This window comes from Paenibacillus sp. MT86, from assembly GCF_058792535.1.
In genome coordinates this window covers 3313550-3330545 of the sequence record NZ_CM179499.1, presented here as the reverse complement: position 1 = coordinate 3330545, position 16996 = coordinate 3313550, and the positions used below count along the sequence as shown (strand labels likewise).

Genomic DNA, 16996 nt, shown 5'->3' with positions numbered 1-16996 from the left:
ATTCTTCAAGCTGCCTGGATCTCCTTGCGATTTGGAAATATTGATTCAATAAACAGCAAAGGCTTCGCCCCCTTGGATGACAAGGTCATGCGAAGCCTTCCTAATTAACGGGCTCCCCTGATCATGGATATGATTAGTTCGGCATTTGAACGGTCACAACGTCTTTCCCCTTCAGATTTTCATTCGTGAACTGCATCGCCTTATCGTAACCGGTCTTTCGGAGCTGTTCCCGCAGTTCGTTGATAATGCTCATGGCGGCTTCATCCGATTTGGCAAAAACCGCTTCCTTCCACGCATCGCCCATCCGATCCATCGAAGGCTTCAGCATTTCCCATTCCGGCGCTTTGGTGATGACATCGCCGGGGTTGTACGCCGTAATGACCTGAATGCCGTTCGGACGGAGGATTTTGCGAGCGTTCTCCATCGCGTCCAGCCTTTCTTGTTCCGCCCAGATGTCTCCTCCCGCAGCGGAATTGATGCGGTCAAGCCCTGTCAGCGATTCCAGGCCGATGCTGATGCCTTCGTTCTTGCGCAGCTTCATGTTGGTGTCCGTGCTGAATTTGTCAAACCATTCCTGATTCGCGACAGGCTTGCCGTCCTTCATGTCCCAGTGAACGCCCTGCACCCCGTACCTAGCCAGCATAAAGCCTTCATCGGAAGCCATAAAGTCGAGGAACTTGAGCGCGGCATCCACGCAAGCGCCTTTACAGTTTTTGGTGATCGCCGTCACATTGTTGCCTTGAATTCCCAGATCGACAGGCCTGTCCGGTTCGACGTCAGCGCGCTCCAGCGGGCCGAGCGGAATGTAGTCGCTGCCCGGATGCGAAGAGACATATTCCTTGGAAGCATCCAGGATAGCCGGGTAGTGGGCGGCCAGGATGGCGATGCGGCCTTGATTGATTTTTTCCTTGGCAATCGGGTCCGTCTGGGTGAAGGCTTCAGGATCCATCAGCCCTTCTTCAACCAGCTTTCGATAGAACAGCGTGTATTCTTCGTAGCCCTTGGTGAAGAAGTTATGCTCGAGCGTGCCGTCGCCTTTGTCTACGTAACTCGCTCCGGAATAAAACATGGTGTTGCCGATGCCGACGGCCCAGCCGTTGCTGAAGCCGCCCAGCGGAAAGACGGGCTGGCCGTTCTCCTGCAGATTGGCATCCTTGATTTTTTTGAGGAAGCTATAGAAATCGTCCTTCGTCACGACGGATTGCGGATCAACGCCAACCTTCTCGGCGATGTCTTTGCGCACATAGAAGCCGTAGAGCCAGTCCATGCCATCTTCGTTGGTCGCCGGCTGATTTTGCAGCAGCAGATACTTTTTGCCGTCGTAAGCGTTAATCGCTTTTTCATACAATGCCGGCGGGACATTTTCTTCCGCGATGGATTTGGACAAGTTCGGATAATCCTTCAATTTCTCGGAGATATCGACCAATTGTCCTTCTTTGGCCGCCTTGATGATTCCGTCCAGTTCCCCGCCCCAGGCAGGTCCGGTATAGATGTCGGGCAAATCCTGGGTCGCGAAGATCTGATTGACCTTTTCCGTCTCGCTGCCCTTGGTATATTCCCACTCCAGGGTAACGCCCGTCTTCTCCTTGATGACTTCTTCGACCGGCGTCATCGCATCGGAACCGTTTGAGCCATTCCAATTGTGTAATATTTTGAGTTTGTATGAATTCTCTCCTTCTGCGCCTTCTCCGTTATCTCCGTTCCCTGATGAATTCGTGCAGCTGATCAGCAAACCTCCAACCATGATGGACACGAGCAATGCGGATACGCCTTTCGACCAAATCCTCTTCAAACCAATCGCCTCCTGGAATATGGATATCAATGATCTTGGTAAAGCTTTGGACAAATTCCGGGTCAGGATGACCTAACCTTTAACCGAACCGATCATAACCCCCTTTACGAAATATCGCTGCAGGAACGGATAAATGCACAGGATCGGGAAGACCGTGATGACAAGCAAGGCCATGCGAAGCGATTCGGGCGTCGCGCCTGCCCCGCTGGTTCCGCCCACCGTCTGACCACCCTGCTGCGCCGCGCGCTGCATCGAATTGGATAATGCTTCTGCTTCGGTCAGCATTTCTTGCAATAAGGTCTGCACCGGGATCAAATCTTTGTTGGATACGTAGTAAGCGCCCGAGAACCAATCATTCCAATGGGCCACCCCGATGAAGAGGGAGATGGTTGCCAGCACCGGTCCCGAGAGCGGCAGTATGATCCGAACGAAGATTTGAAAATCGCCGTAACCGTCAATGCGGGCGGATTCCTCCAGCTCCTCCGGTATGCCTTGCAGGAAGGTGCGAATGATGACGATGTGCATGAAATTGAACAGCATCGGCAGCACGTACACCCAAAAGGTATTGATCAGATGCAGCTTCTGCAGCGTAATGAAGAACGGGATGAACCCGGCGCTGAAAATCGTCGGCAGAAAGATGTAGAAGGTAAAAAAGGAACGGCCGGGCAGCGTCTTCTTGGAAAGCGCATAGGCCATGAGCGTACACAGCACCACATGCAGGAATGTTCCGAGCACGGTGCGCATGAGCGTAATTTGGTATGCCTTCCATATACGGGCGTTATCGAACACCTGGGCATAGTTCTCCAGCGTGAATTTACGGGGAAGGAAATAGATGGCCCCCATCATCGAATCTTTGCCGTCATTCAAGGAATACGCCAAAATGTATATGAACGGGTAGATCATGGAGAAGCCGATCAATGCGAGAAACGTGTAGTTAAACACCGAGAAGAAAGACCATTTGCGTTTCATTACGTCACCTCCTTAAAACAGGGATACATCGCTGACTTTGCGGGCGATCCGATTGACCGTCAGAACCAGGATGAGCCCGATGATGCTTTGGAATAGCCCGACGGCCGCGGCGTAGCTGAGTCGTCCTTCCCGGATACCGGAGTTGATGGCGTGCACGTCCAGAACGCTGCCCATGCTGGCAGTCGCCGGTCCGTTCAGGAGCAGGAGCTGTTCATACCCCGCGCTCATCAAATTGCCCACCGCGAGAATAAACAATATGATGGCCACATTGCGGATACCTGGAAGCGTCACGTGCCACATCTGCTTGAAACGCCCCGCGCCATCCATTTTGGCAGCTTCGTAAAGCTGCTGGTCGATGCCCGCAATGGCGGCCATAAAGATAATGGAATTCCAGCCGATGTTCTTCCAGATATCGGAACCTACAATCATCTGATAGAACCAGGTTGGATTGTTCAGAAACTGGATCGACTCGGCCCCGAACGAGCCCAAGAGGTCATTGACCGGACCGCCGTATGGGGTCAGCAGCCGCTGCATCAAGGTGACGACCACGATCCAGGATACGAAATAAGGCAAGTAAGACAGGGTCTGAATCGTCTTCTTGAATTTCATCTTCCGGACTTCATTCAGCAGGAGCGCAAGAATGATCGGCATCGGAAATCCGATCAGCAGCTTCATGAGGCTGATGATGACCGTGTTGCGGATGATGTCCCCGGACTGATAATAATTGAAGAATTGTTCGAAGTACTTGAATCCGGCCCAGGGGCTGCCTGTAAATCCGCCTATGAAGGTGTAGTCCCTGAAGGCAACTTGAATTCCGTACAAGGGCACATAGGAAAACAGAAAAAACCAGACGATGCCGGGCAGCATGAACAAGTAAAAGAGCTTGTGCTGCCAAATTCGCTTGAATACTCGGTTGCTTGTCCATCGTGACTTGTTCACATTCCCACCTCTCCTTTCTCACATGGGGCGGCGATGCCGCCCCGTTCCTCTATAGTTCTGGTACATTCAACCGCAGCGTGATGATTTCAAACGGCGTGAAGGATAGCGCGATTTCAGACGGCTCGTTCAGCTTCAGCTGCGTAAGGCGGTTCTCCATCAGATCGGCAATCCAGGCCTCGGCGGCTTGAAATCCAAGCCGAAGCGACGTTCCCGCATGCGTTCCCGAAGTTTCATACAGACGAACGATGATATCGTCCCCGTCCTCGGCTTTTTTGACGGACTCCACCATGATGTGCGGATGATCGGGCCTGAAAAACGCTTGGGATAAAGGCAGCTTTCTTGTCTCCTGATCCGATACGTCAGGCAAGGACACCGTGCGAAGCGGGACGTTTAGTTCATGGCCTCTTCGGTAGATTTCGGCTTGCACATGATTCCCTTGGTGCGGATACAACGAATACGTGAATCGATGCTCCGCGCGGTCCGCCTCCGGATCGGGATAGGAGCTGCTGCGGAGCAGATGGAGATCCAGCACGTTATCGATGGCGCGATGGCCATACTTGCAATCATTGAGCAGCGCGACGCCATAATCCGGCTCCGATAAGTCCACCCATTGATGTGCGCAGATCTCATCCTTCGCAAAATCCCACAGCGTATTGCGGTGAGTCGGTCTGCTCAGGCTGCCGAACTGGATTTCGCAGTGGACCTGATCCGTGCGAATATTAACGGGGAACGACGTTCTTAACATCTTGCCATTCTCCCTCCAATCGACGTCCGTCTCGAAATCGATGCGCCGACTGCCCGCCGTCAGCACGACGGTCTGGGTCAGCGAGGACTCCCCGTAACCGTACTCGAAGACAAGCCCGATCCTCGGCCCCTCCCGAAGCTCCCGCATGCTCAGTAGGTGTAACCGTGTACCCGGATTCGCCGCATAGTCATGGCGGAAATCCCATGCGTCCCCGCCGTCATGATACACACGAAGATCGTTGCCTAATCGTCCCTGCTGGATGACTTCGCGGTTTTCCGCTTTATCCAGAACCGACAGGATAGCCCCGTTTTGATCGAACGTCACGATGACCTTGTCGTTCTCCAGGCTTCGTCCTTCAGCTGCAGCGTCTGCGCCCGCCCCTGGCGTTTTAGTCAAGATTTCAGAGGAGGATGCGGCTTCTCCATCCGCTTCCAGGCCGGCGTCATTCGATAAAACTGCATATCCCATCGATGGAACCTGCACGCGATGCCAGCGTCCGTTCATGCGCAGCCACTCTCGTCGCTCCCAAGGCAGCGAATTGAAGATGACGGTTTGCGCGGAAGCCGTGTCACTGCGTGCTATATGGTCAGCTAAATAGCTGTAGGTGTCGGCAATCATGGTTTCCGTCTGCCCAAGCAGCTCTTCATACCGCGCCAGCGACTCATCGTACACCCGCTTGATCGAAGATCCCGGAAGAATATCGTGGAACTGATACAGCAGGACTTCCTTCCAGATCGTCTCCAGCGCCTCAGCTGGATAATCCCGCCCTAGCCGGGCTGCCAGCACGGAAGCAAACTCCAGCTCGCGCAGCGCTTTCTCCATCTTCCGGTTGTAACGCTTGCTCCGGGCCTGACTGGTCAAGGTTCCTTGATGCTTCTCCAGGTAGAGCTCCCCGCGCCACGTCTGGAACGACTCGCGCTCTTCATTCAACCGTTCGAAGAACTTCCACGAAGGCTCTTGCCGGACGGGAGACAAACCGAGCAGGTTTTCCTCGCGAGCCAGCCGTTCCAAATGCTCTTCGCCCGGACCGCCGCCGCCGTCTCCAATGCCGAAGAGCATCAAAGCATGGCCGGATACGTTCTTATCTAAATACTCCCGCTCCGCTTTGGCGATGGAACGAGGGGCTGCCGGACTGTTGTACGTATCTTCAGGAGGCATATGGGTCAGTACAGCGGAGCCGTCGATGCCTTCCCAGAGGAAGGAATGGTGAGGGTGCCGGTTGTACTCGCTCCATGAGAGCTTCTGGGTCATCATATAATCCACGCCGGACTTTTTGAGCAGCTGCGGCAGGCTGGCGGAGTAACCGAACACGTCCGGCATCCAGAGCGATTTCATCTCCAACCCGAATTCCTGTTGAAAATATCGCTTCCCGTACAGGATCTGACGAACCAGTGATTCCCCGCCCGGCACATTGGTATCCGATTCTACCCACATGGCTCCCTGCGGTTCCCATCTTCCTTCGCGCACCCGTTCCTTGATCTGTTCATACAGTGCCGGATAATGCTGCTTCATCCAGTCATATAGCTGGGGCTGGCTTGCCCCGAACACGTAGTCCGGGTAGCGTTCCATCATGCGAAGGACAGTCGAGAACGTTCTGGCGCCTTTCCGGATCGTTTCGCGGATCGGCCACAGCCAGGCCAAATCGATATGCGCGTGACCCACGGCGCTGATCGTTAAGACCGGATCGCCGCCTTTCAGGCTCAATGGTTTAGCCAGCTTCTTCTTCGCCTCCGCGACGCGCTCCGGCGAGAAATCCGTGAGCCGTAACGAAACGTCATACAGCGCCTGATAGATTCTCTCTTTGCGGGCGGTTCCCGCCGGGAGCTGCTCGGCGGCTTCCAAGAGTACCTCGACATCGTAATATAGGCTCCGGATATCTTCCCGGCAGCTGGCGATGACGGCTTCTTTCAAAGTCCCTCCCCGGTATTTGCCAAAGAGATCGTTATTGCCCGCATCGGCCCAAACTTCAATATCCGATCCGGTCAGGAACATGTCATGAAGCCGGACGACACGTTTGCCGGGGAGCCCTAAGGAAAAATCGAATTCCGAATTCACGGTGGTCAATCCCTGTACCGGCGATCCGTTCGGATCCGCCAAACACAACTCGCCGTTAATGTCCAGCAGGAGGACGAGGTCCTCCTTCTGGCTATGCTCCGGAACGCTCCCGGCAAAACGGAACCAGGCGCAGTCCCACAGGTCCCCCCATCGCTGTCCATGGACAAGCGTCATTTTCGTTCCCGTCTTTCGATCCGAGTACGATACGGGTTCAGGCGTAACCCATGCCGTCACTTCCAACTCGGCAACCGGCTCATAGATGGCTTCCCGGAGTTTGTTTAACATTTGTTTCAACGGTTCAAGCCTTATCGGTTCGTATGGCATGATGATCTGCTCCTCTCTATTGCATCAGTCGGCTGCAGGTTCCGTCACGGATTGGGGTATCCAATCCACTTGAATCACGGCCTGGTTCGCCGCACCGTGTTCGTACTGCAGCAGGACGGTTAACGACTCCCGATCCCATACCCAGTCGGCAGGCATCGCTTGATTCCCGGTGACGTACTGGACGGACGCCGGCTCGGTCGGACAATACAGCCTTGCGCTGGCCTGCATATTGGCCGGTCCCTTGGCTGTGAATCGGAACCCGGCGTCCGATTGGTCGAGCTCCTCGATTCTGGAGGAAGCTGCGATGATGGACACTTTGCCTCCGGAAGGACGACCGGCTTCAACATCATAGAGAAGCGCCTGTTTCCCCGGGCTTAACGTAAACTGATCATGAACGGAGAGTTTCGAATCGAACAAGTCCACGACAGGACCCGATATCGTCAAGTCTTTATCGGTGACGGACTCCTCCAGAACCGAAGCAATGATATAAGGACCGCGCTGCAGCTTGAAATAATGCTTGGCATGCCAGGGCGGTACCGTGCCGAGTAGCGCTTCTATCGCAGCCTGGACGGAGCGGCGCAGCCGGTCAGCCCCTTCCTTCGACAAGGTCAGGTCGGCCGGATGCTGATCCAGCCAGCATACAATGCCTTTTCCTGCCTGATGGATTCCTTCCGCTTTCCCCTTCAGGCCAAGCTGCTCAAACAAATGCTCCCGCGGGGAGTTGTACTTCGAGCCGAACGCTCCGCTCTCGAGCTCCGCGTTCCACCAGGCGCGTATGCCGTGGTACGGATCGCTGTCATCGCCGACATAGATCAGTGCGCCGCCATCCCGCACCCACTGCGCGAGGGCATTATGAATGTCAGGATACTCCGGCTTGATGAATTCATAGCTCAGCACAAGGACGCGATATGGAGCCAAATAACCCGGATAACGCCTTACATTATCCAGCTGAAGCGTGCGTACCGGGATGCCATGCTTCAGCAGCGGCAGCGTCAGACCGTAAAACGGAGAGAAATCGAGAAGCTCCGTGTCGCCCGCCTCCTGAAAACCTTCGGGATCCGTGCCGTCATATTTCCCGGCATCGGGCGCTCCAGGCTCAGGCTTCATTCGCTGAAACATCGCGGAGTCTGCAATTAGAACGCCGACTTGCAAGTCGTCTTCCGCCGATTCGATCACTTTCTGGTCCATGTTGCCCAGCGTATGCATGACCTGGAGCAGCGTCGTTGCATAGTCGGACGGGATGGACTCTTTGCCTGAACCGTCTTCGGAAGGATATCTCCCTTTAAAGATTCGCCGCGGCCATGGCGATACTTCATAATGGGAGACCCCGGGATGCAGCAGTGATGCGACCACGGTTTTTAGATAGTTCTGCTTGTAATCCGCCCACGTGTGGTTCGGATTATCTTCAATCGGGTCATGCAGGAACCACATGCGTCTGTCCGTTCCACGAACCAGCTCCTGCATCACGCCGTATTCAAGGTAAGCGGTTTCAAATGTCCGCTCCTTACGCAGCCCCTCATATACATTCGGCGTCCGGGAGGTCCCCGTCCAGATCTGTGCAATGTACCCGTCTATGGACGGGAGCTCCACGAGCGCCGATTGCGGACTTACGATTCGCCATTGGGTGTAGTTGATCAAACTATGAGTCGGAACGTAAAAGCGAAGGATTCGATCATAACGCTTTAACGCGTAATCCTTCATCTCTGCGCATAACCGGTCGAGCACGCGGGTATATAAATACGCTTTCAATTTGGAAGCCCGGTATTGTGCGTCTGGCGAAGCATGCGGCGGAATCCATGGCTCCTTGTAATACAGCAGCCATTCCCGTTTGAACGCTTCCGAATAACCTCCGTTCACCCAAAATTCAGGCTCTTCCAGATGAATGGCTTCCACGCCCGCATCCACCGCGATGCGTATTCGGTCCGCGATGAAGCGGCCAAAGGAAATCGTAGGCACCATGTAAGGAATGACCGGTTGTTTGCCATGCAGGATCATCTCCCCATAGCGATCCTTCTGGGCTTCATCCCAATGGGGTACGCCGTCTATCTCCCCGTCCAGGTAGCTGTTGTATTGCCCCCAAGCGACTCCGGTCATCAGATGGACGACGTATCCTTTCTCTTTCCATTTCCGAATCCGCTCGGGCATGGTTTCGTCAATCCCATAAACCATCACGAAGTCTGTCTGAAGATCATAGTCGGGGTGATACGGTGCAGACTCTTGAAACCCGGTTCGTTCTTCCCTGCGATCTCTCGGCACGTTTTATACCTCCCTGCTCAGGTTAAATGTACTGTCGCTTCATAACCTCCATCATTTTCTAGAATATAATATATAATATTAATATATTCAATATGTTTTTTATTCGAATTAAAAAAGCCTTCTCCGTTGGATGACGGAAAAGGCTTATTTTTGGCGTGAATATTAAGTTCATGGAACCTGGCCTGATGTTTGGCGAACCACAAGCTCGGGCTCAATCAGTATTTTGCTGTAACTCTTGGCTTCTCCTGTGCCGCGCAGCACTTCCAGAAGTTTGCCGGCGGCTTGATATCCCATATCCCGCTCAAACTGCTTGACATGGGTGAAAATGCTGAATTCCTCCACGATGGAAGTCGGATCGTCGAAGCTGACGATCGATACGTCCTCTGGCACCCTAAGCCCCGCTTGCTTTGCCATCTGATAGATCTGCACGCCCAGTCTCCCGTTAAGCGAAATATAGGCGGTTACCATACGATTTCGGATGTAACGGTATAACGGGTGGGCTTCCGCATCCTTGAGCACGTTCAGCGGTTTGAAATCCGTAATCATATGCGCCGGATTGATGAGCGCGCCTTTGTCCTTCAATGCATCGATGTACCCTTCGATCCGCTCCTGAACCGTCACGGTCTGAAGGGGAGAATCCGAGCAGATGGCGATATCACGATGCCCAAGCTCCCATAGATGCTCAACGGCGAGCCTGGTGCCCCGCCTTCCATCGGCCGCAATATAATGCGTCTCGACGCCAGGCAAATACCGGTCGATCAACACAAAAGGAAAACCGGACAGCTTCATGCCCAGTATCTCCTCGTTGTAGTTCTCCTCGTCGATCGGGAAAATAAGCAGGCCTTCGGCTCCGAGAGCCTTCAGATCCTTGATGGCGTCTTTTTCCTTGTCGAGTTTGCCGTCCGTCAGCATGATCATGCTGCGGTAACCTTCGTCACTAAGAGCCTGCTCGATCCCCTCAATGAGTCTCATGGCAAAGTAATCATGAATGGTGGGCATAATCACGCCAATCATGCCCGTTGCCAGCGTCCTTTCTCTTCCCTTGTGCGACGAAGCCGACGGCTGCGCTCCGGGTAAGAAGTCCGTTTCTTCTGCAACAAAGCTTCCTTTGCCCGGCACGCGGGCAATCAATTTCTCGTTCGCTAATCCGGTCAGCGCATTGGCAACCGTTATCTTGCTGACATGAAACTGGTCCATCAGCTCCTTCTCTGTCGGTATGCGATCACCGGGCTTCATATTTTCTGATGCTATGACGTGTCGGATATAGTCCTGGATTTGCTGATACAACGGAATTCGATCATTTGTACTCATACTAATCACATCACCAATTCATTCATGATATTTGAAATATATAATATATCCTTACACATACAAGCGCAATAAACAAGCATGAGCTGACAACGGCCAATTACGACAATACCTTGATAGGATAGCGTTTAACATGCCTGATTTGCAAGAATCATAGGAAGTTTTGTCGAACCTCTTGTAAAGTTATATTTGAATATATTAAATATGTGTTGGTAAGCGATGTGCTACACGATGTTGGTGCCAAAAAGGAGGGCTGAATGTTAACGGATGAGCACGCGCTTCCAATTGACAACAGACCATAACAAGGAGTGAATTCGCCATGGCTCGTAGATTCACGATTCTCTGTTTAGCCATACTTTGTGCTTTTTCATTAAGCGGCGGCGCAGCTTATGCTTCGGATACGGATGCACGGTCAGCCAAACCTGACGGTTCCAATAACCGCGAACTGCCAAGTTTCAAGAAGCCGAAGCATTTGGATGTCGCAGATATTTATGATGCGCCAGGTGACATTAAATTGATGTTAGGAACCTTGCAGGGGATCGTTAACCGGGAACAGCCCCGAATCTATTTGATTGAGTCCCAGGAAGAAGGGAAAATGACCTGGCTTGAAGATATAAACGTGCCTTATACGCTTCATGAAGACTATTGGGACGTATTCGCTGCTTATCGTGGCGAAGCCAAAGGCATGATTGTATATGATCCGGAAGTTCCCGACACGATTAATGTCGCCACCACCCTCGCAGGACTGAAGAAGGCTGTCGTTGCCAGTCCGGAGCTGGCCGCCCAATTGTCCAAAGCTCCTTATAACTTGAAGACGCTGGATGATTTGCGCGGCAAATTCGATAACCGGCTCGAAGCTTACACCTGGCAGTACGAGAATCTGTGGAAGCAGACGAATCATCAGATGTTAGTCGGACTGGATCCGGATACGGCGATCCGAATTCCTTCCGGCCTCCCGGAATCGTTTGTAACGATTGCAGAGGAGAAGGAGCAGATTCGCGATGCAAGCAATCGTGATACTTACCCGCTTGATTTATCCTCTCTCTTGGGAAAATCAGAGGTATATCTTCGGTTTGACGATGCTTTCACCCAGGACGGTTGGGGCCCTGCCGTACACGAAGTAACGGTCAAGGCTGACGGCAACGTGATCGCGAGTTTCATCGCAGGTACACCGGAAGAAGAGGCCTATCTATATGATCGGCAAAATTCCAAGTTCGGTGAAGGACAAGGCGGTCACCGCTTCGCCGATAACGGCAGTTATTTTGTGTACGAGTTCACCCCTCCTGCCGGAACCAAGAACCTGGTCGCCGAAGTGGATATGTGGAACCAGTATAAGGTTTCCGCGGGAAATATCCGTCCGCTATCTGCTGAGCAGCAGGAACCCTATGGTTATTTAAGAGATTACGCCGTAGCCAACAAAGCGATGGTATTCTGGCTGGATTCCAATGTCCCTGAGCAAAAAGCGCTGTTCGAAAAAATCCTGTCCGGTGTGAAGCCGGGTACCCCGTACCTCGGCTGGTTCAGCAACGATGTGGAAGGCGAGTTCAGCTCGGTCGAGATCGCTTCCCGATATGGCGTTTATGTGCTGGCGGCCGACTGGTTCAGCAATCTGACCGTCTTCTCGGGAACCAAGCCAAACTTCAAGCTGGCGAAAACACCTCCGCAGCCAGCTCTGGAGAACAAGATTTATGTAACGTATACTTTTACGGAAGGCGACAACTTCCAATACAACCAGCATCGCATGCGCGTCATGTGGGATGACCCGGCTCGCGGCAAAGTCCCGATCAACTGGACCTCCAGTCCTCTGCTTTATGAAGGTGCTCCAGCGATATTGAATTATTATCTCAATTCGGCTACAGAGAACGATTTGCTGATTGCCGGGCCGTCCGGTGCCGGATATTTTTACCCAAGCCCATGGCCGGATGCAAGCTTTCAGCAGTTCTTGCGGTCTACCGAGAAATACCTGAAAAAGACGGGAATGACGATCCCTTATGTTCTGAATCGAGTCGATAGTCAGAATGTGCCGTTATCACCGTTTAAAGCAAAAGCATATGAGGAGGAATATAACGTACCCGGTTTATTTATTAGCTATGAAGACAGATACGGGGTTGAAATCGTAGGCGACAGCCTGCCCGTGTCAACGATCCGCGGGATCAGCACCGTGCAGGACGGATTGCAGGTCCTGAATGAGGCCAAGGCAAATTGGGACGGTAAGTCACCGCTCTTCGTTTCCCTCGGCATGCTTGCCTGGAGCATGACTCCGTCGGATGCGCTGGCTCTAACCGAGCAGCTTGGAGCAGACTTCAAAGTTGTACGCGCCGATCACTATTTCTCCTTGATCCGTGAAAGCTACGGCTTGCCGGCAAGCAAGAAATGATGATGTCTGGTTAAACGACTGCATATTCCTTAAGGCAGCGGCAGGCCCAATCCAATCGGGTCTGCGCTGCCTGTTTTATTATTGTATTTCTCCATTTTAGTGGCCGGGTCTTTCGTTGTATTTCATGGCATTAACTATATATAGTTAATATCATTAATTATATATAGTTAACGCTATGAATTAATTGATTAATACCGTTAAATAATAATCTCTATTATCCTTCATCATACTGCAATCTGAGCTGTGCCTCCAATATGATCGTACTGACTTCGTTTACAATCCGTCTCTCCTCGCACCCTTTCATCTCTTCACCTCTTAAAAAGGAAAAACAATTCCTTGCCTGCTCGGAGCCTGGAAAAGAGGCTGAATTATTTCTTGGGTAATCGCAAAAACCACATCGTTTCGACAGCCGATCTGAGGACCGGCTCTCTTCCCTACTCTATTGCAGTCGACAATCACATGGCGATAAGATCCTCTCCCCCATACGATTCGCAGCCATATTACGGCCGTGAAGATCCAGCCTATCACGGGTCCGAAGCTGTCTTTGAACCATGCGAAGATGGATTGTTGACCCCCCTATTCGTGGATGGTTACACGCCCATGCTCAAGAGCATGCTCGTGGCCGGCGGCGGATTCATGGAGATGATTGTGCTGATCTATCTTCAGCATCACATGAAACGAAGGATGAGATACCTCTCGATCGTCATATTGTCTATTTTGCTGGGAGGACTCACCCTGGGACCGTTGATGGGAGCTATCGCCGCATTCGGGCCAGTTCCCGCGATGGAATCCCGCTATCCCGCATACGAGCAGTGGATGCTGGTCACCATTACGAAATATATAACCCATGTCGATTTTCTGGCTTTGTACCAATGGATATCGGGGACATTAATCCGTATTTCGTTGTTCCTGTTTATCATGGCGGACGGTATTCCTTTTAAAAAACCCAAACGACGCTTGTGGTACGTGTTAGGGGTGGGTGTAGCCACATCCATCATCTCGATGATCCCGGTAATCGATCGGCAAATCGAGTTATTCGTGCTGGGCAAATATTCGCCGTCCTACCTGGTCTTCCTTTCCGCGCTGACGCTGTTGATTGCCATTGCTGTCACATTTCGAGCCAATACCAAAGGGGGGTAGACGATGTCAAACTACAGAAATCGAAATAGCATGTTCCGCCGAAAAAAAAACCATCTTCGGTCGCAGTGGACAGGCTACCTGCATCCGACGCATTGGATGAGGAAGCCCTGCGATCCATGTTTGCCAACTCCGCGGATGTGATCATCAAATCTTTCCCGGGAAAGCATGAAGATGCTATCCCCGTAGTGCTGCTGTATAGCGAAGGAATGGTTGATGCCATGGTGATGACCCAATATGTGCTGCCGGATCTGGAAGAAAAACTGGAACATTTCAGGGATTGGGAGCCTTTAGCCAGAGAATTGGATAAATCGATGGAATGGAGCAAATTGAAGGAGCCTGCCGATGTCGTTAAGCTTCTGTTTGCGGGACGAATGATCCTATTTTTTTCAAGAGAGAAATGCTTTTATTCCATCGATATTGCCTCCCTTCCCAATAGACAACCAGAAGAGTCCAATACGGAGGTCTCCATCAAAGGGGCTCGAGATGCATTTACGGAAGATCTGTTCATGAATGTGGCACTCGTACGAAAAAGATTGCGAACGGCCACGCTCCACAATGAGCAAATGATGATTGGCGATCGCAGCCAGACCAGAGTAGCCCTTCTGTATATTTCCGATATCATACGCCCGGAAGTCATCAACGAGGCAAAGTCGCGCTTAAAAGGCATCCATGTCGATGCGCTAGTAACCAGCGGTCAGCTGGAGGAGGCACTTTCCGATTCGACCCTCTCCCTGTTTCCGCTCATGGACTACATTGGCAGGCCGGATTTTGTCGTGGAATGCTTGCTTAAAGGACGTTTTGTCATCCTTGTGGACGGGTCGCCAATGGCGTTGATTGCGCCTTGCAACTTGCTGGAGTTGTTAAAAACGCCGGAAGACTCCTATTTTCCTTATCATTTCGTCATCTTTGAGCGTCTTCTCAGGCTCCTTGGTCTCGTACTCGCCATTATGCTCCCGGGATTTTGGATTGCCTTGATATGCTACAACATGGATCAGCTTCCCTTTCTGCTACTTGCGACCGTCACGGTCTCCCGTTTCGGGATTCCGCTGTCGGCGCCAATGGAAATCTTATTGATGCTGGGCATGTTCGAATTATTCAGGGAGGCAGGCATTAGGCTGCCGAAAGCTGTCGGTCAAACCATCGCGGTCTTAGGCGGCCTCATTATCGGGGATGCTGCCATACGCGCTGGCTTAACGTCGCCCGCCATGCTGGTCGTATCTGCAACGACGGCAGTCGCGACGTTTACATTGGTAAACCAGACACTGAGCGGAACGGTCAGCATTATTCGGCTGTATGTGCTGATTTGGTCTTCCTTGCTTGGCATGCTGGGATTTTTTATTGGTGTATTCAGTCTCATTGCATACCTCTCCGTATTGGAATCCTTCGGACTTCCGTACCTTGCTCCTCTATCGCCGCTGACCTTCAAGGATTTAATGAATGCCCTCTTGAAAAAACCGTGGGCTTTCAACAAAAACCGACCGGAAATGCTGCAGAATATGGATAACACTTCTGAAGAAAGGGAACCAACGTGAGATGAGAAACTGTATCATTATCATAAAATTAATATGGTTAACGGTAATGCTCATTATGTTAACGGGCTGCTGGGACATCAAGGAGATACAAGACATGAATTACATCACCGCCATCGGCATCGATCAAGAGGACGGTGATTTTGTCGTATACACTCAAATGATGGATTTTACGGCGGTCGCCAAAACCGAAACGGGAAAAGCAGAAAAGCCACCACAAGTATGGACTTCCAAAACCAGGGGCAAGACGTTTGACATGGCGGTCAATGCCATCTATGATTCAGCGCAGGTACGCACAAGCTGGAGCCATATCTCATGTATTCTCATCAGTGATACCGTCTTGAAATCGAAAGTTCTAACCAAATTGGATACGATCGGTCGTTATCAGGAAATTCGTATGACGCCCTGGGTGTTTGGAACAAACGAGTCTATCGAGCAGTTGTTTAATGTTCCTGCTTTCTTCAATCTCTCCCCGTTAAATACGATAGCTCATGAGCCTTCCGAAGAGTATAAACAGAGATCCTATATCGTACCGATTCGATATTTTGATTTCATGGCGCTGATCACCGAACCGGCCAGTACGGTACTGCTTCCAAATCTATCGATCGATAAAGGGACCTGGAGCCTGAATCAAAAAGAAAATCCGAAGCTGGTGATTAACGGAGTATACGCTATATCCGAAGTGGTATCGAAAGGTTTCTTTCCAAACGACAAGCTCACCGGTCTACGCTGGATGGAACCCGATACGAAACGCTCTCACGTCATGATTACAAATAAGAGCGGGAAATACGCTGCGAACGTCGTTTTGTCGAATCCTAAAGTTCGCAAGGAATTGAGCATTGTCAACGGAATGCCCCGATTCCGCATCAACGTGAAGTTAGGAGGTAACGTGGTAGAAGCGCTCGACGACATGAACAAAACCGAAATGGAAAACCAGGCGGCCGCGGAAGTACGGGAGGAGATTATATCTACGTATAAGAATGGAATTGCCTCAAAGACAGATCTGTACAGCTTGGAGCACGTTTTGTTTAAGAAAGACACCCGACTTTGGAAAAAAATTCATCGGTCGTCTGTCCAACCGATGGATGCAGGTTCTTTGGAAACGGTACATGTTGAAGTCCATTTGGATCATGCAGGCATGAAGCTGCTCCCCCATCAAGATGGACCCGCTGCCCCAACGACCAAAAAAGAGGCAGGATCCTGACGATCTGCCGTTAAATGAACCCATAATTAAGGCAGCCGGTTCTTGGAGTCAAGAATGGCTGCCTTTGATTTGAAGCAGGTAGTATTCCTATGACATATATGATAAAGATGAAATAAACGTTGTTTGTAAAGTTGATCGTACGCGCTTGGCTACACGACAATTTCCACACCTTCATCCTCAAACAAGTCATCATAAGCAACGTAGAGGCCTATGGCTGAGGCGATTAATACCAAAATAGCTGCGATGAACGCCAATTGTTTAACCGTAGCTTTGTTTGATTTCCCTTGCTGTCTTCGTTTACGTTGCACTCCTCGGCCCATACTGCATACCTCCCGCTTTCATGCCGTTACAATAAAAT

11 protein-coding genes are annotated in these 16996 nt (G+C 51.5%); 4 read left to right on the top strand and 7 right to left on the bottom strand.

Annotation, left to right across the window (positions count from 1 at the left end; translation table 11 throughout):
* Positions 1-133: 133 nt before the first annotated feature.
* The 6 genes from AC3RCL_RS14720 to AC3RCL_RS14695 all read right to left on the bottom strand — a co-directional run bounded on the left by AC3RCL_RS14720 (position 134) and on the right by AC3RCL_RS14695 (position 10391).
* Positions 134-1792, bottom strand: coding sequence for an extracellular solute-binding protein (locus tag AC3RCL_RS14720; protein WP_492536028.1), 1659 nt, complete (start codon positions 1790-1792; stop codon positions 134-136).
* A 72-nt stretch (positions 1793-1864) separates the two neighbouring features.
* Positions 1865-2761: a carbohydrate ABC transporter permease gene (locus tag AC3RCL_RS14715; protein WP_015735219.1), complete on the bottom strand. Its 897-nt coding sequence runs from the start codon at positions 2759-2761 to the stop codon at positions 1865-1867.
* A 12-nt stretch (positions 2762-2773) separates the two neighbouring features.
* Positions 2774-3700, bottom strand: a complete 927-nt coding sequence (locus AC3RCL_RS14710) for an ABC transporter permease (RefSeq protein ID WP_015735218.1) — start codon at positions 3698-3700, stop codon at positions 2774-2776.
* A gap of 49 nt (positions 3701-3749) precedes the next feature.
* Positions 3750-6824 carry an alpha-mannosidase gene (locus AC3RCL_RS14705; RefSeq protein WP_492536025.1) on the bottom strand — a complete coding sequence of 1025 codons (3075 nt, stop codon included), beginning with the start codon at positions 6822-6824 and terminating at the stop codon, positions 3750-3752.
* A 24-nt stretch (positions 6825-6848) separates the two neighbouring features.
* Positions 6849-9080, bottom strand: a complete 2232-nt coding sequence (locus AC3RCL_RS14700; protein WP_213578604.1) for a hypothetical protein — start codon at positions 9078-9080, stop codon at positions 6849-6851.
* Between the two features lie 168 nt (positions 9081-9248).
* Complete coding sequence (locus tag AC3RCL_RS14695; RefSeq protein WP_192571938.1) at positions 9249-10391, bottom strand: GntR family transcriptional regulator; 1143 nt, start codon at positions 10389-10391, stop codon at positions 9249-9251.
* Between the two features lie 316 nt (positions 10392-10707).
* On the opposite strand from AC3RCL_RS14695, the gene AC3RCL_RS14690 reads away from it, so the two are divergent.
* From AC3RCL_RS14690 to AC3RCL_RS14675, 4 genes are all read left to right on the top strand, one after another.
* Positions 10708-12765, top strand: a complete 2058-nt coding sequence (locus AC3RCL_RS14690; RefSeq protein ID WP_492536022.1) for a GxGYxYP domain-containing protein — start codon at positions 10708-10710, stop codon at positions 12763-12765.
* A 375-nt stretch (positions 12766-13140) separates the two neighbouring features.
* Positions 13141-13905: a GerAB/ArcD/ProY family transporter gene (locus tag AC3RCL_RS14685; RefSeq protein ID WP_492536020.1), complete on the top strand. Its 765-nt coding sequence runs from the start codon at positions 13141-13143 to the stop codon at positions 13903-13905.
* A 116-nt stretch (positions 13906-14021) separates the two neighbouring features.
* Positions 14022-15437: a spore germination protein gene (locus AC3RCL_RS14680; RefSeq protein ID WP_492536018.1), complete on the top strand. Its 1416-nt coding sequence runs from the start codon at positions 14022-14024 to the stop codon at positions 15435-15437.
* Between the two features lies 1 nt (position 15438).
* Positions 15439-16638, top strand: coding sequence for a Ger(x)C family spore germination protein (locus tag AC3RCL_RS14675; RefSeq protein WP_492536016.1), 1200 nt, complete (start codon positions 15439-15441; stop codon positions 16636-16638).
* 149 nt (positions 16639-16787) lie between these two features.
* Here AC3RCL_RS14675 and AC3RCL_RS14670 read toward each other — a convergent pair whose 3' ends face one another.
* Positions 16788-16958: a hypothetical protein gene (locus AC3RCL_RS14670; RefSeq protein WP_492536014.1), complete on the bottom strand. Its 171-nt coding sequence runs from the start codon at positions 16956-16958 to the stop codon at positions 16788-16790.
* Positions 16959-16996: the final 38 nt, after the last annotated feature.